Annotated in this window: 28 protein-coding genes and 1 pseudogene; 11 read left to right on the top strand and 18 right to left on the bottom strand. The window is 55.9% G+C overall.

Annotated elements, in window-relative coordinates:
- The first annotated feature begins 131 nt into the window (after positions 1 to 131).
- Positions 132 to 806, top strand: a complete 675-nt coding sequence (gene hda, locus JQU52_RS12155; protein ID WP_230338743.1) for a DnaA regulatory inactivator Hda — start codon at positions 132 to 134, stop codon at positions 804 to 806.
- Positions 803 to 1,468, top strand: coding sequence for a histidinol-phosphatase (locus JQU52_RS12150; protein ID WP_230338742.1), 666 nt, complete (start codon positions 803 to 805; stop codon positions 1,466 to 1,468). The genes hda and JQU52_RS12150 overlap by 4 nt, the downstream gene beginning before the upstream one ends.
- Positions 1,469 to 1,609: 141 nt before the next feature.
- Here JQU52_RS12150 and JQU52_RS12145 read toward each other — a convergent pair whose 3' ends face one another.
- Positions 1,610 to 1,999: a tyrosine-type recombinase/integrase gene (locus JQU52_RS12145; protein WP_230338741.1), complete on the bottom strand. Its 390-nt coding sequence runs from the start codon at positions 1,997 to 1,999 to the stop codon at positions 1,610 to 1,612.
- A 64-nt stretch (positions 2,000 to 2,063) separates the two neighbouring features.
- Here JQU52_RS12145 and JQU52_RS12140 point away from each other — a divergent pair, with 64 nt between their 5' ends.
- Positions 2,064 to 2,828, top strand: coding sequence for an IS5 family transposase (locus JQU52_RS12140; RefSeq protein WP_230338740.1), 765 nt, complete (start codon positions 2,064 to 2,066; stop codon positions 2,826 to 2,828).
- Here JQU52_RS12140 and JQU52_RS12135 read toward each other — a convergent pair.
- The 3 genes and pseudogenes from JQU52_RS12135 to JQU52_RS12125 form a co-directional block, all read right to left on the bottom strand.
- Positions 2,823 to 3,044, bottom strand: a complete 222-nt coding sequence (locus tag JQU52_RS12135; protein WP_230338739.1) for a site-specific integrase — start codon at positions 3,042 to 3,044, stop codon at positions 2,823 to 2,825. The two genes, JQU52_RS12140 and JQU52_RS12135, sit on opposite strands and share 6 nt — an antisense overlap.
- A 62-nt stretch (positions 3,045 to 3,106) precedes the next feature.
- Positions 3,107 to 3,178 (bottom strand): annotated as a pseudogene (locus JQU52_RS12130) (single-stranded DNA-binding protein); the annotation flags it as partial.
- On the bottom strand, positions 3,175 to 3,939 hold the full coding sequence (locus JQU52_RS12125) for a hypothetical protein (protein WP_230338738.1): 765 nt from the start codon (positions 3,937 to 3,939) through the stop codon (positions 3,175 to 3,177). The gene JQU52_RS12125 and the pseudogene JQU52_RS12130, both read right to left, overlap by 4 nt.
- Between JQU52_RS12125 and JQU52_RS12120 the strand changes: the two genes are divergently transcribed.
- The 3 genes from JQU52_RS12120 to JQU52_RS12110 all read left to right on the top strand — a co-directional run bounded on the left by JQU52_RS12120 (position 3,899) and on the right by JQU52_RS12110 (position 5,209).
- Positions 3,899 to 4,615, top strand: coding sequence for a hypothetical protein (locus JQU52_RS12120; RefSeq protein WP_230338737.1), 717 nt, complete (start codon positions 3,899 to 3,901; stop codon positions 4,613 to 4,615). The two genes, JQU52_RS12125 and JQU52_RS12120, sit on opposite strands and share 41 nt — an antisense overlap.
- Positions 4,616 to 4,680: 65 nt before the next feature.
- A complete protein-coding gene (locus JQU52_RS12115) occupies positions 4,681 to 4,923 on the top strand; it encodes a type II toxin-antitoxin system Phd/YefM family antitoxin (protein ID WP_230338736.1) in 243 nt (80 codons plus the stop codon).
- Positions 4,913 to 5,209 carry a type II toxin-antitoxin system RelE family toxin gene (locus tag JQU52_RS12110; RefSeq protein WP_230338735.1) on the top strand — a complete coding sequence of 99 codons (297 nt, stop codon included), beginning with the start codon at positions 4,913 to 4,915 and terminating at the stop codon, positions 5,207 to 5,209. Before JQU52_RS12115 ends, JQU52_RS12110 begins: the two co-directional genes overlap by 11 nt.
- Before the next feature lie 271 nt (positions 5,210 to 5,480).
- On the opposite strand, the gene JQU52_RS12105 is transcribed toward JQU52_RS12110, so the two are convergent.
- The gene (locus JQU52_RS12105) at positions 5,481 to 6,005 is read right to left on the bottom strand and encodes an RDD family protein (RefSeq protein ID WP_230338734.1); all 525 of its coding nucleotides are present in this window, start codon (positions 6,003 to 6,005) and stop codon (positions 5,481 to 5,483) included.
- A gap of 15 nt (positions 6,006 to 6,020) precedes the next feature.
- Positions 6,021 to 6,971: a tRNA (adenosine(37)-N6)-dimethylallyltransferase MiaA gene (gene miaA / locus JQU52_RS12100; RefSeq protein ID WP_230340580.1), complete on the bottom strand. Its 951-nt coding sequence runs from the start codon at positions 6,969 to 6,971 to the stop codon at positions 6,021 to 6,023.
- Positions 6,972 to 7,802: 831 nt separating this feature from the next.
- Between miaA and JQU52_RS12095 the strand changes: the two genes are divergently transcribed.
- Genes JQU52_RS12095 through recN form a run of 3 tightly spaced genes read left to right on the top strand, consistent with a single transcriptional unit; the run spans position 7,803 to position 11,424 of the window.
- The gene (locus JQU52_RS12095; RefSeq protein ID WP_230338733.1) at positions 7,803 to 8,693 is read left to right on the top strand and encodes an NAD(+) kinase; all 891 of its coding nucleotides are present in this window, start codon (positions 7,803 to 7,805) and stop codon (positions 8,691 to 8,693) included.
- Between the two features lie 18 nt (positions 8,694 to 8,711).
- Positions 8,712 to 9,704 (top strand): CDF family Co(II)/Ni(II) efflux transporter DmeF, encoded by a 993-nt coding sequence (gene dmeF, locus JQU52_RS12090; protein ID WP_268866616.1) that lies wholly within the window; start codon positions 8,712 to 8,714, stop codon positions 9,702 to 9,704.
- 58 nt (positions 9,705 to 9,762) lie between these two features.
- Complete coding sequence (recN, locus tag JQU52_RS12085; RefSeq protein ID WP_230338732.1) at positions 9,763 to 11,424, top strand: DNA repair protein RecN; 1,662 nt, start codon at positions 9,763 to 9,765, stop codon at positions 11,422 to 11,424.
- Positions 11,425 to 11,729: 305 nt separating this feature from the next.
- Here recN and ilvD read toward each other — a convergent pair whose 3' ends face one another.
- From ilvD to JQU52_RS12055, 6 genes are all read right to left on the bottom strand, one after another.
- A complete protein-coding gene (gene ilvD, locus JQU52_RS12080; protein WP_230338731.1) occupies positions 11,730 to 13,592 on the bottom strand; it encodes a dihydroxy-acid dehydratase in 1,863 nt (620 codons plus the stop codon).
- A gap of 522 nt (positions 13,593 to 14,114) precedes the next feature.
- Positions 14,115 to 14,762 carry an RDD family protein gene (locus JQU52_RS12075; protein ID WP_230338730.1) on the bottom strand — a complete coding sequence of 216 codons (648 nt, stop codon included), beginning with the start codon at positions 14,760 to 14,762 and terminating at the stop codon, positions 14,115 to 14,117.
- A 19-nt stretch (positions 14,763 to 14,781) separates the two neighbouring features.
- A complete protein-coding gene (nusB, locus tag JQU52_RS12070) occupies positions 14,782 to 15,210 on the bottom strand; it encodes a transcription antitermination factor NusB (RefSeq protein WP_230340578.1) in 429 nt (142 codons plus the stop codon).
- Positions 15,211 to 15,236: 26 nt separating this feature from the next.
- Positions 15,237 to 15,680 carry a 6,7-dimethyl-8-ribityllumazine synthase gene (ribH, locus tag JQU52_RS12065; protein ID WP_230338729.1) on the bottom strand — a complete coding sequence of 148 codons (444 nt, stop codon included), beginning with the start codon at positions 15,678 to 15,680 and terminating at the stop codon, positions 15,237 to 15,239.
- Positions 15,681 to 15,699: 19 nt separating this feature from the next.
- Positions 15,700 to 16,026 carry a DUF2185 domain-containing protein gene (locus JQU52_RS12060; protein ID WP_230338728.1) on the bottom strand — a complete coding sequence of 109 codons (327 nt, stop codon included), beginning with the start codon at positions 16,024 to 16,026 and terminating at the stop codon, positions 15,700 to 15,702.
- A 74-nt stretch (positions 16,027 to 16,100) separates the two neighbouring features.
- On the bottom strand, positions 16,101 to 17,000 hold the full coding sequence (locus JQU52_RS12055; RefSeq protein ID WP_230338727.1) for a DMT family transporter: 900 nt from the start codon (positions 16,998 to 17,000) through the stop codon (positions 16,101 to 16,103).
- Positions 17,001 to 17,289: 289 nt separating this feature from the next.
- Here JQU52_RS12055 and JQU52_RS12050 point away from each other — a divergent pair, with 289 nt between their 5' ends.
- Both JQU52_RS12050 and JQU52_RS12045 read left to right on the top strand, forming a co-directional pair.
- The gene (locus JQU52_RS12050) at positions 17,290 to 18,681 is read left to right on the top strand and encodes an aspartate aminotransferase family protein (protein WP_230338726.1); all 1,392 of its coding nucleotides are present in this window, start codon (positions 17,290 to 17,292) and stop codon (positions 18,679 to 18,681) included.
- Positions 18,682 to 18,708: 27 nt separating this feature from the next.
- On the top strand, positions 18,709 to 20,208 hold the full coding sequence (locus JQU52_RS12045; protein ID WP_230338725.1) for a CoA-acylating methylmalonate-semialdehyde dehydrogenase: 1,500 nt from the start codon (positions 18,709 to 18,711) through the stop codon (positions 20,206 to 20,208).
- A 79-nt stretch (positions 20,209 to 20,287) separates the two neighbouring features.
- Here JQU52_RS12045 and ribBA read toward each other — a convergent pair whose 3' ends face one another.
- From ribBA to ppx, 6 genes are all read right to left on the bottom strand, one after another.
- Positions 20,288 to 21,634: a bifunctional 3,4-dihydroxy-2-butanone-4-phosphate synthase/GTP cyclohydrolase II gene (ribBA, locus tag JQU52_RS12040; protein ID WP_230338724.1), complete on the bottom strand. Its 1,347-nt coding sequence runs from the start codon at positions 21,632 to 21,634 to the stop codon at positions 20,288 to 20,290.
- 79 nt (positions 21,635 to 21,713) lie between these two features.
- The gene (locus JQU52_RS12035; RefSeq protein WP_230338723.1) at positions 21,714 to 22,361 is read right to left on the bottom strand and encodes a lysophospholipid acyltransferase family protein; all 648 of its coding nucleotides are present in this window, start codon (positions 22,359 to 22,361) and stop codon (positions 21,714 to 21,716) included.
- A complete protein-coding gene (locus tag JQU52_RS12030) occupies positions 22,361 to 22,975 on the bottom strand; it encodes a riboflavin synthase subunit alpha (RefSeq protein ID WP_230338722.1) in 615 nt (204 codons plus the stop codon). The genes JQU52_RS12035 and JQU52_RS12030 overlap by 1 nt, the downstream gene beginning before the upstream one ends.
- Positions 22,976 to 23,051: 76 nt before the next feature.
- Positions 23,052 to 23,546: an acyl-CoA thioesterase gene (locus tag JQU52_RS12025; RefSeq protein WP_230338721.1), complete on the bottom strand. Its 495-nt coding sequence runs from the start codon at positions 23,544 to 23,546 to the stop codon at positions 23,052 to 23,054.
- Positions 23,547 to 23,578: 32 nt separating this feature from the next.
- Entirely contained in the window at positions 23,579 to 24,628 is a 1,050-nt protein-coding gene (corA, locus tag JQU52_RS12020) for a magnesium/cobalt transporter CorA (protein WP_230338720.1), read from the bottom strand.
- A gap of 13 nt (positions 24,629 to 24,641) precedes the next feature.
- Positions 24,642 to 26,141, bottom strand: coding sequence for an exopolyphosphatase (ppx, locus tag JQU52_RS12015; protein ID WP_230340577.1), 1,500 nt, complete (start codon positions 26,139 to 26,141; stop codon positions 24,642 to 24,644).
- Positions 26,142 to 26,337 lie beyond the last annotated feature (196 nt).

Genomic DNA, 26,337 nt, shown 5'->3' with positions numbered 1-26,337 from the left:
CGCACAGTGTAACACGGATGCGCGGCGGCGTATCGGCCGGCACCAAATATCGCCCGCCGCCGCGCCTTGCTGTGCCGCAATAAGACAGCGTACAATTGCGCGGTGCCGTTGCGGCCGTATGCGGGAGCGCCATGAACCAACTGATTTTTGATTTTGCCGACCACAGCTACCCCGGGTTTGATAAATTTTTGGGGCAATCGAACGGCGAATTGCTGGATGTGCTGCAAAATCAGCAGCATCAGCAGCCGTTTGTGTTTGTGTGGGGGCAAGAGGGCAGCGGCAAAAGCCATTTGCTGCGTGCGTGGGTGGCGCAGGCCGGCCAAGCCGGTTTGCAGGCCGCTTATGTGGACGCCAAAAGCAATGGCTTGGGCGATTGGGCACGCCAATTCGACTGTGTGGCGGTGGATCAAATCGAGCACCTCAGCGCCGAAGAGCAAATTAAATTGTTTGCCCTGTTTAACCATTTCAGCCACAGCGGCCATGGCAGCTTGCTGCTCAGCGCCACCGTGCCGCCCGCGCAGCTGGTGTTGCGCGAAGATTTGCGCACACGCATGGGCTTGTGCGTGGTATACCAAATCCAGCCATTGAGCGACGAAGAAAAAGCCGATGCCTTAATGAGCATGGCGCAGGCACGGCAGCTGCCGGTAGACGAAGAGGTGTTTCGCTATCTGCTCAACCACTGGAGCCGTGATTTGGACCGCCTGATTCACATGCTCGACACATTAGACGATTATGCTCTGGCCATGGGGCGCCGCATCACCCTGCCGCTGTTGCGCGGCCTTTTAAAACAACAGGAAACCTTATGAATCTGGCTATTTTCGACCTCGACCACACCCTAATCAACTGCGATTCCGACAACGAATGGCCGAAATACCTGATGCAAAAAGGCGTGGTGGACGAAGCGTTTGTGCGCACCAAAAACGATAAATTTTATCAAGATTATCTCAACGGCTGCCTGAACATCGACGAATTTTTGGCTTTTCAGCTTGAGCCTTTAAGCCGCTTTTCGCGCGCCGAATTGGATGAAATGCACGCCGAATTTATGTGCGACTTTATCGCCCCGCACATGGGCAATATGGCCAAAATGCTGGTGCAAAGCCACCGCGATGCCGGCGACGAATTGCTGCTGATTTCCGCTACCAATGAATTCATCATCACCCCGATTGCCCAGGCGTTCGGCATCAATCACATCATTGGCGTGTCTTTAGAAACCGATGCGGCGGGCAATTACACCGGCGGCTATGTGGGCACGCCCAGCTTTAAAGAAGGCAAAATCACCCGCTTAAACCAATGGCTGGCCGAACGCGGCCAAACCTTGGCCGATTTTGACAAAGTGTATTTCTACAGCGACTCACGCAACGACTTGCCGCTGCTCAATTTGGTAAACGAGCCGGTGGCGGTAAACCCCGATGCGGTTTTGCTGGCAGCGGCACAGGAAAAGGGCTGGCCGGTGTTGAACTTTATGTAATGCGAAAGATGCATGCGCGCAGTTGCTTTTTCGCGCAGTTGCTTTTAAATGATAAATAACAAGGCTGCCTGAAACGCTTTCAGGCAGCCTATATTTATTAGTATAGCTCAAAGCCTTACTATATAAGGCTTTGAGCTGCTTTCATTCGTCTGATTTTTCCGCAATTTTAGCAGGTGTTCCGCAATTCTCTAACGGGGTGAGTGCTTTGTCGCGGCGAATGTAGCGCTTGGTCATGCTTGGATTGGCATGGCCAAGGTGTTTTTGGGCGGTCTCTACGCTGTCTGATTGCAGGTATGCGTCGGTGCCAGATTTGGCGCGCAGGTCGCGGAATTGGCAGGCAGATAGCTCGTCTTTCAATTCGGGAAATTTGGCAATCGCTTGTGCGCGGATTTTAGCGAAGCGTTTGCCCATGGCGTCAACGGTGAGTGCGCCGCCGCGATGGTTGCAAATCAGGTAGCTTTTGGCGTTCATCAGGCGGCGGTCGATGATTTCTTTTAACTTGCCTAGGGTCTGTTCACAATTACTTGTCATACCCTTGAATAAAAAAGAAACGCAGGCATAAAAGGAAGTTCTCACCCCCCCCAATACACCTGCGATGCCCCGTACACTACTCAAAGATGAACATTGGACGAAGCTGTTACCTATTCTGCGTGATTTGGGTATTTATAGCAAACCCAATTTGCGCAGAATTCTTGAAGGCATACTTTACAGAATAAGAACCGGCATACCGTGGCGGGATTTGCCCGAGTATTTCGGCAAGTATCATACTGTTTATACCGCTTATAACCGTTGGTCAGAAAAAGGCATTTTTACTGCAATCTTGAAACAGCCCAGCCAAGAGAGTGACTTGGAGTGGGTAGCCATAGACGGCAGTTATATCCGTGCTCACCAACACTGCGCCGCAGCCTCAGCGCTCAGTGCGCAAGAGGATCACGCAATCGGTATGAGCCGAGGCGGCAGAACCAGCAAGATTCATCTGGCTGTAGATGCTGCAGGCAATCCGATTGAGGTTATCGTTACTGCGGGCAATATCCATGATGTCACCGTTGCACCGGAGCTGCTTGACAACATCAACCTTGCCGAAACTGAGTTGGTTAATGCGGACAAAGGTTACGATTCAGACCGGCTCAGGGAGCAAATAGAGCAAAGCGGTGCGAAAGCCAATATTCCCTATAAAAGCAATAGGGAAGAGAAAAATAAAGACATGGACTGGTATTTATATAAAATCAGGCATTTGGTAGAGAATGCCTTTTGCCGTTTGAAACATTTCCGAGCGATTGCCAGCCGTTACGATAAGCTCAAACGCAACTTCCACAGTACGGTTTTATTGGGGTGCATTGTGATGTGGTTACCTTTATGACAAGTAATTGTGAACAGACCCTAGAATGGCAAATCTTAATTTCGCGCCGGTTTTATTTTGGGTGATGGCCAACTCGCCGTCACGGATGTGGTGGACGGTGATTTTTAGGGTGTCGGCGGGGCGTTGGCTGGTGAGGTAGGCAATATCCATGGCGTCTTTGGTGTCTTGGTCGGCAAGGTTGTAGAAAATATCGAACAGGTAGTCTTCGATATACACATCACGAGGTGCTTCGCTGTTGCGGGTGATACCGGTGGCGGGGCTTATGCGGGCGGTGTAGTTCCAATGGGCATATAGCGTACTTCCGGGTCGCGGCCTAGGCGGCCGATGAGGATTGCTTTGTTAACGCTCATGCTGTTGGCTCCAATATTGTTGCGCTGTCGAGCACTTCACCAGTTTCGGGGTCGACGCGGTAGGCGTCTGCTGCCGGGGGCGTGGTGGGTGATTCAGGGTTGGCGGCGATTGGTTCGGCCACAATGTCATTCAGATTACTACGGGGTTTAGGTTCGGAAGCTACGGCGAACCAGTCTGCCGCTTTGCTCATGCCGTCTTTGATACTGGTATAGATTTTGCGTAGTTCTAAAAATTGAGCAGGGCGGATGGATTCAATGCGGCATTGGTAGCGGTCTTGAATCATTTCGGTGCTGACGCCGAAACCGGTAAATACATCGGCCATTTTTTTAATGCTTTCCGGCGATAAATCAATATGGCTTTGCAGGGTGGCGCTGCATTGCTCTACTGCTTTTTCAACTACATCGCCGGGGATGACGCCCAAAATACAGGCGCGCAGGCGGCGGCTGCCTTGGTTAGCCACCAATTCGTAGATTTCGCGGGGGTCGGTTAAGTGTTTGCTGCCTGCTTTGCTAAATCGTTTATGCGGCACTTGAAACACTTTGGCTTGGCGCACATTGGTTTCTAAGTCCCACGCATAGGCTTTAACCACGCTTTCACCGTTGCTTTGTGACAGCTCACGAATACCAAAATCAAGATTTCCCCAATTTTGCGCCAGCACTTCAGCCAAGCGGATAGAAGGGCCTTCTACGTTTTGCCCGCCTTTGGGGTAGCTGTATGCGATGCTGGGCGGGGAGACCGACGAAGACGAAGAACGGCGCATTATGCCGGACTATATGAAGGGATTTTCGTCTTTCGGCTTAAAAACCATCCGCCTGTGGAACGATAAAAATGGCAATCCGCAGTTTCTGGATTTGGTGCGCTTTTTACCGATGGGGGATATGTTTGATTTTAAAAACCAAAACGGTGGGGTAATGATGCCGCAATGGGCGATGCCGAGCGGCCCTGTGCTGAGCAATGCGGCGGCATGGATATGGAATAAGGATTTGTTTACCGGACGGGAGTTTGTGCCGAGCTATTACAGCGACGAACGCAAGACATGGGAGCGGGTAAAATACACCATCGCCGACCATGTGCCTGCGGGCTATCATGTTACCCGTATTCTGAATGGCCTGCGCAACCATGTGGATGACACGCCGATGGCTGGTGCGCTGGATGCGATGGACATCACCGGGCGCAACCGCTATGGCGATTATCAGGGCTTGCAGCAGGCGCTGGTGGGCGCTACCGGGGTGAAGGTGCGCAGCTTTGAAATGCGCGAGCAGAAGCAGCGGCACGATGCCAATGTGCGGCGTGAGCTGAGCAATCTGGACAGCGGACACCGGCGCATGATGCGCGACCAGTCTTTATCGGCAGCGGCGCGGCAGAAAGAAACCGAACGCTACCGCCGCGCCCGCAAAACCCTGCAAGACAGGCTGTATATGCGGGATGAGGAGTAAATAAAGATTGATAAAGATGATTTATTAGATATAAAATAAAGCATCTTTTTTAGGAGGTGGCGATTATGGAAGCGGTATTGGCGGATTATGCGGTAAGTGTAACGGAATTAAAGCGCAATTTTGCGGCCATTGTGGCGCAGGCGGATGGTGCGGTGGCGGTGTTGAACCACAATAAGCCTGAGGCTTATTTGATTTCGGCGCAGCGCTATCAGGCTTTGCTGGCTTATCTGGAAGACTTGGAGGACGCTAAGCTGGTGCAGGAGCGCATGGGCGAAACGGCGGTGATGGTGGCGTTGGATGACTTATAAATTAGCTTTTCTGCCATCGGCCTTGCGGGAATGGGCGAAGCTAGATGGCAGTATCAAAACGCAGTTTAAGCACAAGCTGGCCGAGCGGCTGACACACCCGCATGTACCTGCGTCGGCGCTGCGCGGTATGCACAATGCCTACAAAATCAAATTACGCCAAGCGGGGTTTCGGCTGGTTTATACGGTGGACGACGGTTTGATTACGGTAACGGTGGTGGCGGTAGGCAAGCGCGATAAAAATGCGGTGTATGTACAGGCAATGGCACGGATGGATGAAGAGGCGTAAGGATAAAGACTGTCTGAATGGCGGCCTTTTGGTATGATGAAGCAGATGCCGGATTAATCAAAAATCACAGAAGGTTGGCGAAAAGCTTGTTCAGAATGGACAAAATACGTTCCGCAAAAATTTTACGGCTATTGATTTAAAAGAGAAAAAATAGCAGTTATTTGACACGTTTGCGGAACGGATTTATAGCTGCAAGCCTTGTATAATCTTGTATAATATAGATTCTCTGCCTGAAACGCTTTCAGGCAGCCTTGTTGTGGTATTTGCGGCTTTATTGGCTGTTTTGTTTCGGCTGGTCGGCCAGTATGGTGCCGGCCAGATAATCGTATAAAAACTGCCGTTGCGGGTTGAGTAAGGCGAAGCCCCAGGGCAGTATCCACCAAAACAAGGCTGCTGCTGCGGCGGTTTGCGGGGCGATGTGGGCGCTGCGCAAGGCCAGATAGGCCAGTGCCGGAATCAGCACCAGAAACAGGCATGCCCACATAAAGCGCAGGCGCAGCTGCGGCAGTGGCGGTACTTGGCCGTGTTGGTTGCGCAGTTGGATGCGCCACACTTTCATCGGCAGGGTTTGGCCTTTTTTGCGCCAGTTGCTTTTGCAATACCACCACCAAGCGCCCAGCACCAGCAGGCTCACGGCCATGCGTGCCAATAAGGGGAAGTTGTGTAAGGCGGTGGCCACCACACCGGCGGCCAGCCCGGCCACGGCGGTAACGGCGCCCAGCAGCAGGCTTTCGTAGAGCAGTGCCGCCAGGCGGCGTTTGAGCGGAGCGGGAATAGGTGTAGCGGTGTTGTTCATGAGGTCTCGCGGGCATTAAATGCCGAAGTGTTGGCGGCAAACCGCCAAGGTTTCAGGCAGCATATCTGGGTGCTTGCTGCAATCCAGCACGGTGTCGGCATTGAGTTTGCGCAGCCAGGTGAGTTGCCGCTTGGCCAGTTGGCGGGTGGCGGCAATGCCACGCTCGGCCAGGGTGTGGGTGGTGCCGCTGCCGGCCAGATAATCCCACACTTGGCGGTAGCCCACGCAGCGCATGCTGGGCATATCGGCGTGTAGCGCGGGGTAGTGTTGCTGTAAGGCGCGCACTTCGTCGATAAAGCCGTGTGCCAACATGTGCTCGAAGCGGCCGGCGATTTGTTGATGTAACCAAGCGCGTTCGGTCGGCATCAGGGCGATGCTGTGCAAGGCCAGCGGCGGGCTAAAGGTTTGCTGTTCGGCAAAATGCTGGCTTAAGGGCTGGCCGGTGAGCTGCCACACTTCCAGCGCCCGCTCAATGCGTTGGCTGTCGGCCGGTTTAAGCCGTGCGGCGGTGACGGGGTCGATGCGTTGTAACTGCGCATATAAATAAGCCAGGCCGTGCTGCTGTTTTTGTGCTTGCAACTCGGTGCGGATGGCGGCGTCGGCTTCAGGCAGCGTGTTTAAGCCGTGGGTGAGGGCGTGGTAATACATCATGGTGCCACCCACAATCAGCGGCAGGCGTTGGCGTGCGTTGATTTCGGCCGCCAAGCGGGTGCAGTCGGCCACAAATTGCGCCGCGCTGTAGCTTTGCAGCGGCGAGATAATGTCGATTAAATGATGCGGCACCGCCGCGCGTTCCGTCGCGCTGGGCTTGGCGGTGCCGATGTCCATCTCTCGGTATACCAGCGCCGAATCCAGGCTGATGATTTCCACCGGCAAGTGTTGCGCCAGCGCCAAAGCCAAGCCGGTTTTGCCCGAGGCAGTGGGGCCGAGCAGAGCAAGGGCTTTGGGAATGGTGGTGGCGGGCATATGGGCGGCGGCAGTGGTGAACAGGTGCGCTATTTTAGCCGCAAGGCTGCCTGAAAACAAACCGGGTGTGGATTGTGCGGGCATTATAGCGCACGATATAGCAGAGAAAATAAATCACTGAAGTTACGTCCCTGCCTATCTCAGGCTACTTGAAATGTAACCCGTCATTGCCGAACTTGATTCGGCAATCCATTGGAAAACTAAGTAAAACGAAGCGGATTATTTAAAAACAGGCTGCATTTTTACATTCGTTTCTTATCGTTTTACTTTGCGCTTTCTGGCCGCGCGGCCACCTACTTTCTTTGCTTCGCCAAAGAAAGTAGGCAAAGAAAGGCGACCCCGGTTGCAGGTTTGCTGCGCAAACTACCCTCATCTCCACGAATTTTAGCGGCGGGTGCGAACTCGCTGCGCTCAAACATAGCGCACCCTTCTCCCGCTAAAATCCGCTCCGACTCGGCTGCGCCAGGGGAAGGCTGCACGGATTGTACGTTTCAGGCAGCCTAAACAAAATAACCTATAAATGGTTGTGCTTTATTTATATAAATACGTAACTTCAGTAAATCATACAAGGCGGAACTGATTTACTTGGTGCTTTAGCACCTTAGTAAATCGTTCTCTTTGAGTTGCGCCGCAGACAGTACACATGTACGGAACAGAGTTTGTTGGCGCGCCTACGCCTTACAAACTCGTTCGCTTTGCGCTAAGGCGAGCCAACGCAGAATTGGTTCAAATTTAATTCACTATACATTGCCGCTGCGGGTATTGGGCTATAATGGCGGCGAAAAACAGCGGCACGGTTTGCCGCTCCTTGCGTCTTTTGCAAAGCCAGCCATGAACAGCCAATTTCATCATATCGGCGTGGTAACGCGCCCGAATACCCCGCACATCCGCCAGACCTTGCACGAGCTGGTTGACTTTTTGTATGCGCAAGATATTCAGATTTATTTGGATGCCGATGCGGTGGCCGAAAATCTGGTCGACGAACACAGCCTGCAACAATGCCATGTCATCAGCAAAGACGAGATGGGGCGGCAATGCGATTTGGTGGTGGTGTTGGGCGGCGACGGCACTTTGCTGTCAGTGGCGCGCAAGTTGGCACCGTATCGGGTGCCGATGATTGGCGTGCATCAAGGGCATTTGGGCTTTTTAACCCAAGTGCCGCGCGAAAGCATGGTGGCCGATTTTGCCGGTATGCTCACCGGCAAATACCTGCCGGAAGAGCGCATTTTGCTGGAAACCGTGGTGCAGCGTGACGGCGCGGAAATTAAACGTGCGCTGGCGCTAAACGATGTGGTGCTCAGCCGGGGCGGCATGGGGCAGATGATTGAATTTGAAGTGTTTATCAACGGCGAATTCGTGTATACCCAGCGCTCGGACGGGCTGATTGTGTCCACACCCACCGGCTCCACTGCTTACGCCTTGGCCGCGGGCGGGCCGATTTTACAGTCTACCCTGCGTGCTTTCAGCCTGGTGCCGATTTGCCCGCAATCGATGACCAACCGCCCGATTGCGGTGAGCGACACCAGTGAAATCGATATTTTGGTGACCAAAGGCGGCGATGCGCGTGCGCATTTCGACGGCCAGTCATATGTGGACATCCACAGCATGGACCGCATCCAAATCCGCCGCTACCGCAACACCTTGCGCGTATTGCACCCCACCGATTACCAATATTACAAAACCCTGCGCCAAAAACTGCATTGGGGCGAGCAGCTGGTTTAAACCGCCACACATCTAGCCATGAACCATTCTCCTACAAATAATACCCCTGCTTTGCCTAGCGCCGCTGCGGCTTATCCGTGCAGCGCCCAGCGCCGTTTCGACCACGGCAACCGTCACGGCCAGCGCGCCGTGTGGTGGGTGTTTGTGCTTACCGTGGCCACCATGGCGGTGGAAATCACCGCCGGCAGCCTGTTTAACTCGATTGCGCTGTTGGCCGACGGCTGGCACATGAGCTCGCACGCGCTGGCGATGGGGCTAACCCTGTTTGCCTATTGGGCGGCACGCCGTTTTGCCGCCGATAAGCGCTTTGCCTTCGGCACTTGGAAAATCGAAATTCTGGCCGGATTTGTGAGCGCCTTATTATTGCTGCTGGTGGCGCTGGGCATGGCTTATGAGTCGGTATGGCGGCTGTTGCAGCCGCAAACCATTGCCTTTAACAGCGCCTTACTGGTGGCGGTGGTGGGCTTGCTGGTGAATGTGGCCAGCGTATGGCTGCTGCAAGGCAGTGGCAACGGCCATCACCATCATCATGATGATGGGCATGATCATTCGCATGGCCATGCCCATACCCACGGCCATCAACACGGCCACGATCTCAATATGCGCTCGGCCTATCTGCATGTGCTGGCCGATGCGCTCACATCGGTGGCGGCAATTGTGGCCTTGCTGGCGGGCAAGTATTTCGGCTGGAATTGGCTCGACGCCTTGATGGGCATCGTCGGCGGTTTGCTGGTGGGGCGTTGGGCGGTGGGTTTATTGGCCAGCAGCGGCAAAATACTGCTGGATGCGGAAATGGACGGCACCATGGCCGCCGCGCTGGCCGATTATCTGCGCGATGAAGGTTTGTGGGCGCAAGTGCGTGATTATCATTTGTGGCGGGTGGGGAAAGACCATTACGCCTGTATGCTCACGCTGGAAACACCATTGTCGGCGGTGCAAATGGCGCAGCTTGGCACGGCATTTCCGCAACTGCATTTAACGGTGGCCGCTTCAGGTAGCCTGTCTCAATAAACTGTTCAGGCAGCCTTTTCAGGCAGTCGATAAATGTGTATCTCAATCAAGGAACAATATGCTGCTGGCTTTATCTTTACGCGATTTTGTGCTGGTCGATACCCTTAATTTGAACTTCCAGCACGGCTTTACCGTGCTCACCGGCGAAACCGGTGCCGGTAAATCCATCACCCTCGATGCTTTGGGCTTGCTGCTGGGCAATAAGGCCGATTACGGCCAAATCCGCCATGGCGCTGCCGAAGCCCAGCTTTCGGCTCTATTTGACGTGGCCGACTTGCCCGAATTGCGTGCTGATTTGCAGGCACAAGGGCTGCTGGCGGCCGACGACACCGAGCTGAGCATCCGCCGTGTGATTGATGTTAAAGGCAAAAGCCGCAGTTTTATCAACAACCAAGCGGCCACCTTAAGCCAACTCAAGCAGATTGGCGAGCAGCTTATCGACATCCACGGCCAAAACGAACACCAGCGGCTGGGCAGCGAAGCGGCGCAACGTGAGCTGCTGGACGCTTTTGCCGCCGCCGCGCCTGAAGTGGCCGCGGTGCGCCAAAGCTGGCAGGCTTGGCAGCAGGCACAACAGCAATGGGAAGCCGCCCGCAATCAGGCCGACACCTTGGCGCTGGAGCGCGAGCGCTTGCAATGGCAGTTTGACGAATTGTCGGCCTTAGGCTTACACACCGGCGAATGGGAAGAAATCAGCCACAGCCACGACCTATTGGCACACGCTGCCGAATTGATGCAGGCAGCCGAAGCGGTGGGCGAAATGGTGGATGGCGACGACGGCCTGCAAAGCCAGATTTACCGCTGCCAGCAATGGCTGCAACCCTTGCTCAAGGTAGCACCGCAATTTGCCGACAGCTTGGCCTTGCTTGACTCCATCGAAGCCGAATTAAGCGAAGTGAGCGCCAATATGCGCACCGCTGTGGCACATGTGGAAATGGACGAAAACCTGTTGGCGCAACAAGAAGAGCGCCTGCAAACCTTGATGAGCACCGCCCGCAAATACCGCATTGAACCGGCTGAGCTACTCGCCAAGCAGCAAGAAATCGAGCAAGCATTGGCCGAATTGGCTGCGGCGGCCGATTTGGATGCGCTGGCGGCCAATACCGCCAAAGCCGAAGCTGCCTACCACACCGCCGCGGCGGCCTTGTCGGCCAAACGCAGCAGCGCCGCCCAACGGCTGGCCGCCGAAACCGCCACCCATATGCAGGAATTGGCCATGCGCGGTGCGCAGTTCCATATCCAGCTCAGCCCGGCGGCGCCATCGGTACACGGCACCGAGCAAGTGCAATATCAGGTGGCGGCCAACAAAGGCTCGCCCTTGCGTGCGATGAGCAAAGTGGCGTCTGGCGGCGAGCTGGCGCGCATCAGCTTGGCGCTGCAAATGGTAACCAGCCAATACACAGCGGTGCCGATGCTGATTTTTGACGAAGTGGACAGCGGCATCGGCGGCGCCGTGGCCGAAGTGGTGGGCAAGGCGCTGCGTGCCTTGGGGCAAGAGCGGCAAGTGCTGGCCATCACCCATTTGCCGCAAGTGGCGGCCTGCGGCGAGCAGCATTGGCAAGTGCAAAAAAACAGCACCGAAAACAGCACGGTGAGCCGCATCAGTGTGCTGGCCGATGCAGCGCGGGTGGATGAAATCGCCCGTATGCTCGGCGGCGAAACCATCACCACCACCACCCGCGAACATGCGCGTGAGATGTTGGCGCTGGCCGCCGGATAGCGGCACGAACATCATGAATTGGGTGGTAGCTATAGTGAATGCATAACAAAGTGCTACGGCGTTGCTGTGCCTTAGCTCGAAGAGAACGATTTTGTAAGGCGCTAAAAGCGCTAACAAATCCTGTTCCGTACTGCCTGTATTGTCTGCGGCTACGCACGAACAGTTTGAAATTTACTGCTTTTTTATCAGTTTTTCTTTTATTTTACTATATGGTTACGCCGCGTTAACCGTACCTATCTTTGCATCAAGATTAAAAAATGCCGCCATTTTATTAAGAAATGGCGGCATTGCTTTTAGTACAATAGTTAGCGGCGTTCAACTTGCGATACATCGCGCACGGCGCCGGTGTCGGCGCTGGTGGTCATGGCGGCGTAGGCGCGCAGAGCAGCGGAAACCGGGCGTTGGCGATCGCTTGCTTGCCACGCTTTGTTGCCGCGTGCTTCCATGGCTTCGCGGCGGCCTTCCAATACGGCATCGCTCACGGCCAGATGGATGCGGCGCGCGGGGATGTCGATTTCAATCATGTCGCCTTCCACCACCAAGCCGATGGCGCCGCCTTCGGCGGCTTCGGGTGACACATGGCCGATGCTCAAGCCGGAGGTGCCGCCGGAAAAGCGCCCGTCGGTGAGCAAGGCGCAGGCTTTGCCCAAGCCTTTGGATTTCAGGTAGCTGGTGGGATAGAGCATTTCCTGCATACCGGGGCCGCCTTTGGGGCCTTCGTAGCGGATGACCACGATATCACCGGCCACGATTTGCTCGTTCAAAATGGCGGCCACGGCGTCGTCTTGGCTTTCAAATACGCGGGCGCGGCCGCTGAATTGAAGAATGCTGTCGTCGACACCGGCGGTTTTCACCACGCAGCCGCGCTCGGCGATATTGCCAAACAACACTGCGAGGCCGCCGTCTTGCGAGTAGGCATGGGCGCGGTTGCGGATGCAGCCTTGCTCGCGATCGGTATCCAGGCTTGGCCATTGGCGGTTTTGCGAAAAGGCTTCGGTGGTGCGCACGCCGCCGGGTGCGGCCAGAAAACGCTGGTGGGCGGCGCTGTTGGCCGGGTTGGTGATGTCCCATTGTGCCAAGGCGTCTTTCAGGCTGCCTGCATGAATGGTAGGCACATTGGTGTTCAGGCAGCCGGCGCGGTCGAGCTCGGCCAGAATGCCCATTACGCCGCCGGCGCGGTGTACGTCTTCCATGTGGTATTTTTGGGTGGCGGGTGCCACTTTGCACAGGCACGGCACTTGGCGGCTGATGCGGTCGATGTCGGCCATTTTAAAGTCGACTTCGGCTTCGTGGGCGGCGGCCAGCAGGTGCAATACGGTGTTGGTGGAGCCGCCCATGGCCACGTCGAGGCTCATGGCGTTTTCAAACGCGGCTTTGCTGGCGATGCTGCGCGGCAATACGCTGGCGTCGTCTTGCTCGTAGTGGCGCTTGGTGATGTCCACAATCAAGCGGCCTGCTTCGAGAAACAATTCTTTGCGCCCGGCATGGGTGGCGAGCAACGAGCCGTTGCCGGGCAGCGACAAGCCCAAGGCTTCGGTGAGGCAGTTCATGGAATTGGCGGTAAACATGCCGGAGCAGGAGCCGCAAGTGGGGCAGGCGCTGCGCTCTACGGCGGCCACGGCTTCATCGGAAATTTGGTCGTTAGCCGCATCCACCATGGCGTCTACCAAGTCCAGTTTGCGCTCGTCGGTGATGTTGGCCACACCGATAACCTTGCCCGCTTCCATCGGCCCACCGGACACGAATACGGTGGGGATGTTCAGGCGCAGCGCGGCCATCAACATGCCGGGGGTGATTTTGTCGCAATTGGAAATGCACACCAATGCATCGGCGCAGTGGGCGTTGACCATGTATTCCACGCTGTCGGCAATCAAATCGCGGCTGGGCAGGCTGTAGAGCATGCCGCCGTGGCCCATGGCGATGCCGTCGTCTACGGCGATGGTGTTGAATTCTTTGGCAATGCCGCCCGCTGCTTCGATTTCACGCGCCACCAATTGCCCCATATTGTGCAAATGCACATGGCCGGGCACGAATTGGGTGAAGGAGTTGGCAATGGCGATAATGGGCTTGCCAAAATCGCCGTCGGTCATGCCGGTGGCACGCCACAAGGCACGCGCACCCGCCATATTGCGGCCGTGGGTGGAGGTTTTGGAGCGGTATTGCGGCATGAGAATTCCTTTGGGTGGCGGTAGTTTTTTATGCTGTGGATTTTTATAAGGCTGCCTGAAAGAAAAATAATCCGTTCAGGCAGCCTGATACTTTGCATTAGGTAAGCTGGAAATAAAGCGGATTATTTTAAAATAAAAACTGGCTGTATTTTAATATTCATTTCTGTATCGTTTTACTTTGCGCTTCATGGCCGCGCGGCCACCTACTTTCTTTGCTTCGCCAAAGAAAGTAGGCAAAGAAAGGCGACCCCGGTTGCAGATTTGGCTACGCCAAACTTCCCTCACTACACATGCTTTTGGCGGCGGGCGCTAGTCGCTGCGCTCCGGACCGCCCTTGTTCCCGCCAAAACCATGTTCCGTTCGGCTGCGCCAAGGGGAAAGCTGCACGGATTTTTCGTTTCAGCTAGCTTAAACAAAATAATTATAAATAGCCGCACTTTGATAAAAGCACATAATTTCAATCATTTTACAAGGCTGCCTGAAAGAAAAACAATGGTTTCAGGCAGCCTTGTGTAGGGCATATCAGGCTTTAACCACCAGTGTTTTGGCCAGATAGTCTTGCAAGGTGCGGCGCAGGGCTTGGCTGCGAAACAGCATGATGGTGCAAATAATGGTGGGAATATAGCCCAATAAGTCGAAAACATAGCTGTATTGCTCGATGGCATCAAGCGCGCCGCCCACGGCCATCACCGCGCCCAATATGGCGCCGAGGATAAAGGTAATCACCAGCACAATCAGGTAATACACCACTTCGCGCAGCAGCACGGTGCCGACAAAGCCGGGGTTTTCGCCATTTAGGCCGATTACTTTGATGCCGAGCAGGCGTTTGCCGATAGATTGGCCGCGTTGCACCATCCACACGATTTGCCACACCAGCAGAATCAAGCCCAATAGCATGCTGATGGCCAAGCTGATGAATATACCGCCGGGATTGATGTTGTCGGCGTTTATGCTTTGGCCGCTTAATTCGGCCATCAACTGAGGCCATGCCGCAATGATAAACGGCAACACCACCACCACGCTGAGCAGCGAGTTAATCAGATAAGCGCCCATGCGCGCCCACGGGCTGGCCAGCTCCACTTCCATTTCGTTGTCGTTGCCCGGCGGCAAGGTGGTTTCGATGGCGTTGGCCTGATAGGCCTCGCGGAAATCATGGGGTGATGTGTTCATAAGGCTGCCTGAAGAAAATTTAGCCGCGTGGCGGGTCGTTGGGGCGCAATTGGGTGGCCAATTTGTCGAGAATGCCGTTCACAAATTTATAGCCGTCGGTGCCGCCGTAGGTTTTGGTGATTTCAATCGCTTCGTTGATGATTACCGGATAAGGGGTTTCCGGCATGGTGGCCAGCTCGTGGTAGGCCATCAGCAACACCGAGCGCTCCACCGGGTTGAGCTCGTCTTCGCTGCGGTCCAGCAGCGGGCGGATTTCCTGCATATAAGTGCGCTGGTTGGCATGGGCGCCGAAAAATACGCCGGTGAATAAAGCCTCATCCGCTTTGGCAAACAAATCGTTTTCGCGCATGTTTTTGGCGATTTCGGCGGTGGAGGCATCGGGGTTGAGCAGTGCTTGATAGAGTGCCTGCACCACAAATTGGCGGGCGCGGCGGCGGGGGGTAATCATGGACATGGTATTGCTTTCAAAAAAGGTTAACGCAGCAAATTGGCCAGCTCTACCGCCACCACCGCCGCTTCCGCGCCTTTGATGTGCATACGGGCAATGGCTTGGGCTTCGTTTTCGGTGGTAAGGATGGCATTGGCAATGGGGATGTTGAAATCCAGGCTCACGCGCGACACACCGGCGCCGGATTCATTGGCCACCAGCTCGAAATGGTAGGTTTCGCCGCGGATAATCACCCCCAGCGCCACCAAGGCATCGTATTCATCGCTGGCGGCCATGTTTTGCAATACCAGCGGCACTTCCAGTGCGCCGGGCACGGTGGCCACGGTGATGTGCTTGTCTTTCACGCCCAGCTCGTGCAGGCGTGCCACGCAGGCTTTGAGCAGGGCGCTGCCGATGCCGTTGGAAAACCGTGCCTGCACAATGCCGATGCGCAAGCCTTTGCCGTGGTGGTTGGGAAGAATTTGTTTCATGGATGGCCTTTAGTTGAAGTTAGTCGCGTGGCTGCCAATCGGCTACGGCAATCCAGTCGCCATCGTCATTGCGCTCCCAAGCGCTGCCCGGCGGCTGGCCGAGCAAAGGGGCGATGTCGGGGGTGTGGCTGCTGATGTCGGCCACGCTGTAGACGGTGAAATTGGCGGCGTTGTCGGTGTAGTCGTCGGTCTCGTCGCCGCTGAAAAAGCGCCAGCCGCTGTCTTCTTCAAACAGCGGCGCTTCGCGGTACATAAAGCCCACCGCAGCGCCGTCTTCGCTCACCGCTTTGGTGGCGATGCAGCGGCCGATGGCGGCAGATAGGGCTTGGGCAAAGGGATTGTTCATGCGTGGGTATTTTAGAAGAGGATAGGCGCTGGATTTTACCTGATTTAGAGCAACTTTAGAATGCTTGGCGGTTTTCAGGCAGCCTTGGGCGTTTTGCGCGGCTTGAGTGAGCCCAGATAAATCGCCAACAAAGTGAGCGCCGCGCCCGCCCATTGCCAGCCGTTAATCGGTTTGTGCAGCCAAAAATAATCAATCAGCAAGGCCGCCACCGGCTCGGAGAGCAGCAACAGCCCGGTGAGCGTGAGCGACAGCAAGGGAATGGCATAGGCAATCAGCCCCCAAGCAAAACACTGCATCACCACCGCGTAAATCAAAATCAGGCCGATGTCGCGCCAAGTGGTGGGGTAAAGCGCATCGGCGTTGAGCAGCAGCGAGGGCAAAATCAGCACCGCCGCGCCGCCCAAGCTCACCAACAGCATCAGCGGAAACAGCGCCGTGGGCTCGGCGGTGTGGGTTTGGCGGATGCAGGCCATGGAAGCGGCCAGCATGGCGCCGGACACTAAGCCCATCAAAATGCCGTAGCCGGCATCCAAATTGTGGCGCAATTCCGGGCTGGCAATCAGCAGCACGCCGCCAATGGCAATCACCAGGCTCACCAGTTGCAAACGGGTTTGGCGCTCGCCAAAGAAAAACCAGGCAATGGCGGCCAAAAAGAAAATTTGCAGGCTGTTGAGCAAAGTGGAAATGCCCGGCCCCACCGCGTGGATGCTTTCGTGCCAAAAAGCCAAATCAAACGCCAAAAACACGCCCGACAACAAGGCAAAACGGCGGGCGCGGCTGCTTTTGGGCAGGCGCTGGCCGAAAAAACGCATCAGCAGCCAAAACACCACCGCCGCCAGCGCCAGCCGCCAAAACGCGATGGCATAGCCGCCCACCGGCACAAATTTCACAATCACACTGCCCAAGCCAAACACCACACAGCCCAGCACCAAGCCGGGGGCGGCAAGTTTTGGTGAAATCAACGGGGTGCTCATAAAGGGCTTTCTGAAAGGCAGATGGATGCGGGCGCGAAGGCTTTTACGGTCTGATGATACAGGGCCAAAGGGCGGGCAAAGATGCCGATAATACAGGATAAAAACAAAATCCTCAAAAAGCACCGTCATGGCCTTAAATCGGCATATTCAGGCAGCCTCATTATCCATAAAAAGGCTGCCTGAAAACATGCAGACACACAATAGCGATTCCATGCATAATCGCTTTGTTTCCGTGTGATGTGTTGGCCGGTTTGGCTGGCCATCCGCATACGGGCGATGGCGCTACCTGATGCGCTTGGCCGGTCTCAAATTCTATCTGCTTAATCTATTTAATTTAGGAGTGCGTAAAATGGCGCTTACCCATGATCAAAAAACCAATAATGCCTTGGTACACCAACAAGATCGGGAATTTGTGTTTCATTCGTGGTCGGTACAAGGGGCGTTGAATCCCTTGGTGATTCAATCCGGGCAGGGCTGTGTGTTGTGGGATTACGATGGCAAAGAATATCTGGATTTCAGCAGCCAGCTGGTGAACACCAATATCGGCCATCAACATCCCAAAGTGGTGGCGGCGATTAAGGCGCAAGCCGATGAGCTCACCACCATTGCGCCCTCCACCGCCAACCATATGCGCAATCAGGCCGCCCAGCGGATTGTGGCGCTGGCGCCGGCGGGTTTTAGCAAGGTGTTTTTTACCAATGCGGGGGCGGATGCCAATGAAAACGCCATCCGCATGGCGCGCCTCTATACCGGCCGCGACAAGGTGTTGTCATCCTACCGCTCTTATCATGGCAATACCGGTGCGGCCATTGTGGCCACCGGCGATGCCCGCCGCGTACCCAACGAATATGCGCGCGGCCATGTGCATTTTTTTAGCCCTTATTTATACCGCTCTGAATTCTGGGCGGCGGATGAGGCGCAAGAATGTGCGCGTGCCTTACACCATTTGCGCCGGGTGATTGAGTCGGAAGGACCCGATGGCATTGCCGCCATTTTGCTGGAAAGCGTGCCGGGCACCGCCGGTATTATGGTGCCGCCGCCGGGTTATATGCAGGGCGTGCGTGCCTTGTGCGATGAGTTTGGCATCATCATGATTATGGATGAAGTGATGTCTGGCTTTGGCCGTACTGGCAAATGGTTTGCGCTGGAACATTATGATGTGGTGCCCGATTTGATTACCTTTGCCAAAGGTGTGAATTCCGGCTATGTGCCTGCGGGCGGGGTGATTATTTCCACCGCCTTGAGCGATTATTTTAACGACAAAATGTTTCCTGGCGGCCTGACGTATTCTGGCCATCCACTGGCGATGGCTTCCATTGTGGCCACCATTGATGCCATGAAGGAAGAAGGAATGGTGGAACATGCCGCCCAGATGGGCGAATTGCTGGGCGCCGGTTTGCGTGCCTTGGCCGATAAACATGCCCTTATCGGCGAAGTGCGCGGGATGGGGGTGTTTTGGGCGCTGGAATTGGTGGCCAACCGCGCCAGCCGCGCCAAATTGCCGGCAGCGGCCATGAATACGATTAAGGCTGCCTGCATGGCACGCGGGCTGTTGCCGTTTATTGCCGACAACCGCATTCATGTGGTGCCGCCGTGCAATGTTAGCGCCGAAGAAGTGGCGCGGGCATTGGCGATTTATGATGACGTATTGGCCAAAGTGGCGGTGGAATATACGGAATAAGTTTTTGTTATTTTGAGGAGAATCTTTATGACCCCAATCATCGGCCATTTTATCAACGGCCAACTGGTGCTGGATACGGCACGCAGCCAAGCTGTCTACAACCCTTCTACCGGCCAAGTGAGCAAGCAGGTGGCCTTGGCCAGCAAGGCCACGGTGGAAGAAGCCATTGCCGCCGCGCAGGCTGCGTTTGCCGATTGGCGCAATGCGCCGGTGCTCAAGCGCGTGCGCATTATGTTTAAATTCAAAGAATTGCTGGAGGCCAATCGCGACCAAATTTGTGCGCTGATTGGCGAAGAGCACGGCAAAATCGTGCACGATGCCGCAGGAGAGCTGCAACGCGGCATTGAAAATGTGGAATATGCTTGTGCGGCGCCGGAGTTTCTTAAGGGCGAATTTAGCAAAAACGTGGGCCCCGGCGTGGATTCGTGGAGTGAATTCCAGCCTTTGGGTGTGGTGGCGGGGATTACGCCGTTTAATTTTCCGGCAATGGTGCCCTTGTGGATGTTTCCGATGGCGCTGGTTTGCGGCAACTGCTTTGTGTTAAAGCCTTCCGAGCGCAACCCCAGCGCCAGCCTGTATTTGGCGCAATTATTGCAACAGGCGGGCTTGCCCGATGGCGTGTTTAATGTGGTTAACGGCGACAAAGAAGCGGTGGATGTGTTGCTTGCTCACGAGCAGATTCAAGCGGTGAGTTTTGTGGGCTCCACCCCGGTAGCCCGTTATATTTATGCCACCGCCACTGCCCACGGCAAGCGTTGCCAGGCTTTGGGCGGTGCCAAAAACCACGCCATTGTGATGCCCGATGCCGATTTGGATAATGTGGTGAACTCCTTGCTGGGCGCGGCTTTCGGCTCTTCTGGCGAGCGCTGTATGGCGCTTTCGGTGGTGGTGGCGGTGGGCGATGCGCTGGCCGATAGGCTGGTGGCGCAAATCAGCACGGCCATGACTGGGCTGAAAGTGGGCGCTTATAGCGATGGCGGCAACGATTTTGGCCCGGTGATTACCGCGGCGCATAAGGAAAAGGTGGAGGGCTATATCGCCAGCGCCGCCGAGCAAGGCGCCACCCTGGTGGTGGATGGCCGCGGCGTGCAACCGGCGGGTTATGAAACCGGCTTTTTTGTGGGCGCAACGTTAATCGACCATGTAACCCCAGACATGCTAAGCTACCAAGAAGAAATTTTTGGCCCGGTATTGCAAATTGTGCGGGTGGACACCATGCAAGAGGCGATGGCGCTGATTAACCGGCACATCTACGGCAATGGCACTTGTATTTACACCCGCGATGGCGAAGCGGCGCGCTATTTTAGCGACCATATCCAAGTGGGCATGGTGGGCATCAATATTCCTTTGCCGGTGCCGGTGGCGTATCACAGCTTTGGCGGTTGGAAGCAATCTTTGTTTGGCGACTTAGGTGCTTACGGGCCCGATGGCGCACGCTTTTACACCCGCCGCAAAACCATTACTCAGCGCTGGCCAACAGCAGAGGTGCGTGAAGGGGCTTCTTTTTCCATGCCAACCTTGGGTTAGCATTATTGGCATGATTTGTGATGCGAAAAGGCTGCCTGAAATGGTTTCAGGCAGCCTTTTTAGTTGGGTTTTTGCGTTATCAGGCCGCTGGTTCTTCAAAGCCGGTCACTTCTAAGCCAAAGCCGGTAAGGCCGGTAAAGGACGAAGGCTTGCCCATTACGCGCATTTTTTTAACATTCAGCCCGGCAAGGATTTGCGCGCCGATGCCGTAGGTTTTGCTGTCCCAGCGGCGGGCTTGGTGGGCGCCTTTGGGTAGGCTGCGGTCGAGCAAGGTGGCGCCGTTTTCGGTGCGGTGCAGCAAAATAACCACTCCGGCTTCGGCGGCCTGAATGTGCTGCAAAGCCTGCGGCAGCGACCAAGTGTGCTGCTGATCCGGCGTTAGAAAATCCATCACGCTAAAGGGCTCGTGCACGCGCACCAATACCTCGGTGTCGGGCTTGGGCGTGCCTTTTACCAGCGCCAAATGGGTTTCGCCGGAGAGTTTGTCGACATACACATGCTGCCTGAAATCGCCCCACGGCGTATGAATGGCGCTGTCGCCCATTTCTTCGAGCAGGCTTTCGGTGCGGCTGCGGTATTCGATTAAGTCGGCAATGGTGCCGATTTTGAGATGGTGTTGCTCGGCAAAAGCCATCAGCTCGGGCATGCGCGCCATGGTGCCGTCGTCGTTGATGATTTCGCAAATCACCGCTGCGGGCACCAAGCCGTTCATTTGCGCCAAATCCACGCCGGCTTCGGTGTGGCCGGCGCGCACCAGCACACCACCTTTTTGCGCCCGCAGCGGAAAAATATGCCCGGGCTGTACGATGTCTTCGGCGCGCGCGGCGGGCGATACTGCGGTTTGGATGGTGTGGGCGCGGTCGGCAGCGGAAATACCGGTGGAAATGCCGTGCGCCGCTTCAATGGAAACGGTGAAATTGGTGCCGTATTGGGCGCCGTTTTTCTGCGTCATCATCGGCAGGCCGAGGCGGTCGACCATATCGTCGTTCATGGGCAGGCACACCAAGCCGCGGGCGTGCTTAATCATAAAGTTGATGGCTTCGGGGGTAACGAACTGAGCCGCCATCAGCAAGTCGCCTTCGTTTTCACGGTCTTCGGCATCGGTGAGAATCACCATTTTGCCGGCTTTGATGTCGGCTAGGATTTCGGGAATGGGGGCAATCGCAGTCATGGTGGTGTGCTTTGCTGAAATGGAAGGAGAGGGATGGGCAAGGCTGTGGTGGTCGGTATCGAGCCAGCCTGCGGGCATACCGGCGGCGGCTTCGATTTTGCGGGCTTTTTTTTCACCGAAAGATTTGCTGTTGAGCAGGCCGGACAATTCGCCCTGATTGAGGGCGATGGCGGCGGCAAAATGGCTTTGCTGGCCATGATGGTGTCGCTCTATCCAGCAGCGCAGGTTGTGGCGGCGCAAATCGGCGGTGTTCATGGGTGCGCAATCATAAAAGGAATGCGCTGATTGTAGGCCGGGTTTATCAAAAAGTAAATCGATTTGCGCCAGTGAAAATTTACTGTTTGGTAATGTCGCTAGCCTCGGCTGTGTTGTTTTGCCGCAGCGGAGCCGACAGGCGTTCCGGCCGCCGGGGTTGTTTATTGCGGTAAAAAGCATATAGCCGTGCCAAGTCGGCTTCCAAATCGGTGCCGGGCATAAACGGCTCGCCCAACACAATGGCTTTTTCGGCGTAGTCCCACGCCACCGGCAAAATCGGCACTTGAGCCGCTAAGGCGATGCGGTGAAAGCCGGTTTTCCATTGCGCCACGCCGCTGCGGGTGCCTTCCGGCGCCACGCCCAGCCACAATTGCGGATGTTGGGCAAATTGATCAATGGCGGCTTCCACCGCACCACCGGCGGCGTGGCGCTCCACCGGAATCAGGCCGAACCAGCGCATAACAGGGCCCAAAGGGCCGCGAAACAGGCTGTGTTTGGCCATCAGGCTGACTTTTAAATCCAGTGCCAACACGGCAGGCAGTGCCACCACGCCGTCGTAATTGCTGGTGTGCGGTGCGCCCACCACCAGCAGCTTGGGCGTGTCGGGCAGGGTGCCGATGATGCGCCAGCCCAGTATTTTTAAGGCTAAGCCGCCCAGTGCGGCGGTGAAGCGGTTGGCACGGGCGGGGGTGTGGCGGCCCAGCAGGTGGCGGTAATGCAGCGACATCAAGCACTGCCTTGCTGCGCCAATACGCGCGTTACCGTGTCGACCACGGCTTGGGTTTGCGGGTCGATTTCGATGTTGATGATGTCGCCCACTTGGCGCTGGCCGAATAGGGTGCGGTTGAGGGTTTCGGGAATCAGGTGCACGTTGAATTCGCTGTCGCTCACTTGGCCGATGGTGAGGCTGCAACCGTCGAGCCCCACAAAGCCTTTGGCCAAAATATAGGGCTTGAGTGTTTCAGGCAGCCTAAACCACACGGTGCGGTTGTGGTCGCTGGCATCGATGCGGCTGATGGCGGTGGTGGCGATGATGTGGCCGCTCATCACATGGCCGCCGATTTCATCGCCAAAGCGCGCGGCGCGCTCGATGTTCACTTTATCGCCGCTGTGTAGATTGCCCAAATTGGTGGTGGCCAGTGTTTCGGCCATCAAATCGAAGCTGACTTCGTTGCTGTGAATGGCGGTAACGGTGAGGCAGCAGCCGTTGTTGGCGATGGAAGCACCGATGGCCAGCTGTTGGTCGGCGCCGGCGGGCAGGCGCACGCGCAGCTGGCGGAAGTGGGGAAAATCCGTTACGGCGCTGATTTCGCCCAGGCCGTAAACAATACCGGTAAACATAATGGCTCCGATGTTGATTTAATAAGGGTAAAGGCTGCCTGAAAGCAATATTTGTGTTTTTCAGGCAGCCTTGAATTTAGGCGCAGCTGTCGCACGACGGCAAGGCACTGGCTTGCAGGCGCATGGCTTTGCGTTGTTCGGCGGCGGCAAAGCGGCAGCGTTGCTCGTCGCTGTTCAGCGCTAAGGGCGGCACCGCCACGGGCTTGCCGTGTTGGTCTACCGCCACCATGGTGAAGTAGCAGCTGTTGGTGTGGCGGGTGCTGCGCCGCTGGATGTTTTGCGCTTCCACGCGAATGCCGATTTCCATTGAGGTGCGCCCCACATGGTTGACCGAAGCCAGAAAGGTCACCAATTCGCCCACGTGAATCGGCTCTTTAAAAGTGACTTTATCCACCGACAGCGTGACCACATATTCGCCGGAATAGCGGCTGGCGCAGGCATAGGCCACTTGGTCGAGCAATTTGAGCAAATCGCCGCCGTGTACATTGCCGTGGAAGTTGGCCATATCGGGCGTCATCAATACCGACATGCTGAGCTGGTGCTGGGTGTGGTCGTGCTGGGCTTGGGTCATCGGGTGTCCTTGGGTTGAATCGGCCGTGTGGATTACAGCCAGCGGCGGCGGTGGAAATACGTTAACAGGCTGATGATGATGGTGGCCATCAGCCCCAGCACCATAAAATAGCCGTAACGCCAATGCAATTCGGGCATGTGGTCGAAATTCATGCCGTAGATGCCGGTAATCACGGTGAGCGGCATAAACAGGATGGTGATTACAGTGAGCACGCGCATTTGCTGGTTAAGCCGGTTGGATTGATACGATAAATGCACGTCCATCATGCTCACCACCATATCGCGGGCGCCGTCGAGCGATTCAATCAATTGCTGGCTGTGGTCGTAAACATCGCGTAGATAAACGTGGGCGTCTTGGCCGAACAGTGCAAAATCACCGCGCACCAATTGGTGCAGCACTTCGCGCTGGGGCAAGAGGGCGCGGCGCAGGCGCATGGCGTCGCGCTTGAGTTTGTGTATCGACACCAATAATTCATCGTTGTCGGCGGCAAACAGTTGTTTATCCAGGCTTTCCACGCGGGTGTTGTAGTGGTCGAGCACGAGGAAATAGTCGTCCACCAGCCGGTCTAAAAACGTGTAGGCCAAAAAATCAATGCCGCGGGCGCGGATATCGAAACGGTTTTTTTCCAGATAGTCGCGGATGGTGCTGAATAAACCCAACGGCCGTTGTTGGAAAGTCATCACAAATTGTTTGCCGATGAGCAGATAAACTTGGTCGGCATTCAGTTTGTTGTTTTTGTATTCGAATACCCGCGCGGCGATAAACACATAGTCGCCGTAGTCTTCGATTTTGGGGCGTTGGCGGCGGTTGAGGATGTCTTCCAGCACCAGCTCGTGAATGCCGTAGGGGGTGAGGAAGGCGCGCAGAGTGGCTTCGTCGGTGATGCCGACAAAATGCAGCCACGCCAGCTCATCGGCATCAGGATAGTGCAGGTTTTGATAATGGATGTCGGTGCCGGTGTAGTCGTGGCTTTCCACTCGCGCCGGGGTGTAATGCAATACATGCAGGGCGCGCTCGGGCACATCTTGGGTGCTGCTGCGCGGTACGCGCTCGGGCAGGCTGAGGCTGGGGTGTGGGTTCATAAACGGCAAGGCTTTAAGGTTGGCGCAGTTGCAGGCGCTGGCCGATTTTCTGCCACAGTGCCGACTCTTGCGCCAAGGCGCTGGCGGTGAGCGGGTTGTCGTCGAGCCAGCTTTGCTCAAGGGTGAGCACAAATTGTTTTTGGCGTGCCAAATATTGCAGGCTGCTTAAGGGCGGTAGTGCCAGCGGCTGGCGGGCGCGGTAAAACAGGGCGGCCAGGCGCAAGGCGAGGATGGCCAGCCACAGCATGGGCTCGTTGACAAAATCGCTCATTTTGCGTAAGTCGCCACGGTGGCCGAGCACCAAGGTAGACAAGATATGTTGCTCTTTGCGCGAAAAGCCCGGCATATCGGCTTGATCCAAAATATAGGCGGCGTGTTTGTGGTAGCCGGTGTGGGCGATGGAAAGGCCGATTTCGTGCAGCATGGCCGCCCAGCGCACATATTGGCGCCACACCGCCACTTCGGCATCGGGATATTGGCGTGCCAAATCCATCAAACACATATCCGCCAGCTGCGCCACTTGCGCGGCTTGGGTTTTGTCGACTTGGTAGCGGTTTTGGAATTCGGCCACGGTTTGGTTGCGCATGTCGTCGTCGAGGCGGCGGCCAATCATGTCGTAAAACACGCCGTCGCGCAGGGCGGCATCGGTAACCTGCATGGTGCGGATACCCAGCTCGGTAAAGACGCCGATCATCACCGCCAAGCTGCCGGAAAATACCTCCAGCCGGTCGGGCTTTAGGCCGTTGAGCTTGGCTTTTTTGGTGCTGCCGGCGGCAATGATTTTATGGGCAATCGCCTGCATATGCGCCAAGGTGATGCCGTCATCGCCATTGCCGTTGGCGGCTTCAATCACATCGCGGATGGAGCGGGCGGAGCCGGAAGTGCCCACGGCAAAGTCCCAGCCGGTGTGTTTTAAATTGCTGCCGATGCGCTGGATTTCGGCACGGGCTTGGTTCACGGCTGCCTGAAAGGTTTTGGCGTCGATTTTGCCTTTGGGAAAAAAGCGCATGCTGTAGGTAACGCAGCCCAGATTGAGGCTTTCGGTGATGCTGGGCTGCAAGTCGCGGCCAATCACAAACTCGGTGGAGCCGCCGCCGATGTCGACCACCAGCATGCGCTCGCCATTGGGCGGCAGAGTGTGCACCACGCCGGTGTAAATCAACCGCGCTTCTTCGCGCCCGGCAATAATATCAATTGGAAAGCCCAGCGCCGCTTCGGCTCGGGGCATAAAGGCGCCAATATTTTTGGCCACGCGGAAGGTGTTGGTGGCCACTGCCCGTACCTGCTGCGGCGCTAGCCCGCGCAGGCGCTCGCCAAAACGCGCCAAGCAATCGAGGGCGCGTTGTTGTGAGGCTTCGTCGAGCCGCTTGTGTTCGTCTAACCCGGCGGCAAAGCGCACCATTTCTTTGATGGAGTCCACCACTTTGAGCTGGCCGTTTTGGTGGTGGCAGATTTGCAGGCGAAAGCTATTGGAGCCCAAATCCACGGTGGCGAGCATGTCTTGCGAAGTCATCATGCCGGATTGTCCGAAATGCTTGAAAAAAGATACGGCATGTTACCGCAGGCGGCTTTTGCTGTCATGTATCGTGAATTAAATTTAAACCAATACTGCGTTACCTCGCCTTAGCGCAAAGCGAACGATTTTGTACGGTGCTACAGCACCAACAAAAGTCTGTTCCGTACTTGTGTACTGTCTGCGGCTTGATGCC

Origin of the sequence: Paralysiella testudinis (assembly GCF_016894345.1) — a bacterium.
Classification (GTDB): Bacteria; Pseudomonadota; Gammaproteobacteria; order Burkholderiales; family Neisseriaceae; genus Paralysiella; species Paralysiella testudinis.
This window is presented reverse-complemented; position numbering and strand designations above follow the sequence as displayed.

Coding starts and splice junctions, on each gene's coding strand:
- hda (WP_230338743.1), top strand. CDS start 132: ATGAACCAACTGATTTTTGATTTTGCCGACCACAGCTACCCCGGGTTT.
- JQU52_RS12150 (WP_230338742.1), top strand. CDS start 803: ATGAATCTGGCTATTTTCGACCTCGACCACACCCTAATCAACTGCGAT.
- JQU52_RS12145 (WP_230338741.1), bottom strand. CDS start 1,999: ATGACAAGTAATTGTGAACAGACCCTAGGCAAGTTAAAAGAAATCATC.
- JQU52_RS12140 (WP_230338740.1), top strand. CDS start 2,064: ATGCCCCGTACACTACTCAAAGATGAACATTGGACGAAGCTGTTACCT.
- JQU52_RS12120 (WP_230338737.1), top strand. CDS start 3,899: ATGCTGGGCGGGGAGACCGACGAAGACGAAGAACGGCGCATTATGCCG.
- JQU52_RS12125 (WP_230338738.1), bottom strand. CDS start 3,939: ATGCGCCGTTCTTCGTCTTCGTCGGTCTCCCCGCCCAGCATCGCATAC.
- JQU52_RS12115 (WP_230338736.1), top strand. CDS start 4,681: ATGGAAGCGGTATTGGCGGATTATGCGGTAAGTGTAACGGAATTAAAG.
- JQU52_RS12110 (WP_230338735.1), top strand. CDS start 4,913: ATGACTTATAAATTAGCTTTTCTGCCATCGGCCTTGCGGGAATGGGCG.
- JQU52_RS12105 (WP_230338734.1), bottom strand. CDS start 6,005: ATGAACAACACCGCTACACCTATTCCCGCTCCGCTCAAACGCCGCCTG.
- miaA (WP_230340580.1), bottom strand. CDS start 6,971: ATGCCCGCCACCACCATTCCCAAAGCCCTTGCTCTGCTCGGCCCCACT.
- JQU52_RS12095 (WP_230338733.1), top strand. CDS start 7,803: ATGAACAGCCAATTTCATCATATCGGCGTGGTAACGCGCCCGAATACC.
- dmeF (WP_268866616.1), top strand. CDS start 8,712: ATGAACCATTCTCCTACAAATAATACCCCTGCTTTGCCTAGCGCCGCT.
- recN (WP_230338732.1), top strand. CDS start 9,763: ATGCTGCTGGCTTTATCTTTACGCGATTTTGTGCTGGTCGATACCCTT.
- ilvD (WP_230338731.1), bottom strand. CDS start 13,592: ATGCCGCAATACCGCTCCAAAACCTCCACCCACGGCCGCAATATGGCG.
- JQU52_RS12075 (WP_230338730.1), bottom strand. CDS start 14,762: ATGAACACATCACCCCATGATTTCCGCGAGGCCTATCAGGCCAACGCC.
- nusB (WP_230340578.1), bottom strand. CDS start 15,210: ATGATTACCCCCCGCCGCCGCGCCCGCCAATTTGTGGTGCAGGCACTC.
- ribH (WP_230338729.1), bottom strand. CDS start 15,680: ATGAAACAAATTCTTCCCAACCACCACGGCAAAGGCTTGCGCATCGGC.
- JQU52_RS12060 (WP_230338728.1), bottom strand. CDS start 16,026: ATGAACAATCCCTTTGCCCAAGCCCTATCTGCCGCCATCGGCCGCTGC.
- JQU52_RS12055 (WP_230338727.1), bottom strand. CDS start 17,000: ATGAGCACCCCGTTGATTTCACCAAAACTTGCCGCCCCCGGCTTGGTG.
- JQU52_RS12050 (WP_230338726.1), top strand. CDS start 17,290: ATGCGCTTGGCCGGTCTCAAATTCTATCTGCTTAATCTATTTAATTTA.
- JQU52_RS12045 (WP_230338725.1), top strand. CDS start 18,709: ATGACCCCAATCATCGGCCATTTTATCAACGGCCAACTGGTGCTGGAT.
- ribBA (WP_230338724.1), bottom strand. CDS start 21,634: ATGAACACCGCCGATTTGCGCCGCCACAACCTGCGCTGCTGGATAGAG.
- JQU52_RS12035 (WP_230338723.1), bottom strand. CDS start 22,361: ATGTCGCTGCATTACCGCCACCTGCTGGGCCGCCACACCCCCGCCCGT.
- JQU52_RS12030 (WP_230338722.1), bottom strand. CDS start 22,975: ATGTTTACCGGTATTGTTTACGGCCTGGGCGAAATCAGCGCCGTAACG.
- JQU52_RS12025 (WP_230338721.1), bottom strand. CDS start 23,546: ATGACCCAAGCCCAGCACGACCACACCCAGCACCAGCTCAGCATGTCG.
- corA (WP_230338720.1), bottom strand. CDS start 24,628: ATGAACCCACACCCCAGCCTCAGCCTGCCCGAGCGCGTACCGCGCAGC.
- ppx (WP_230340577.1), bottom strand. CDS start 26,141: ATGACTTCGCAAGACATGCTCGCCACCGTGGATTTGGGCTCCAATAGC.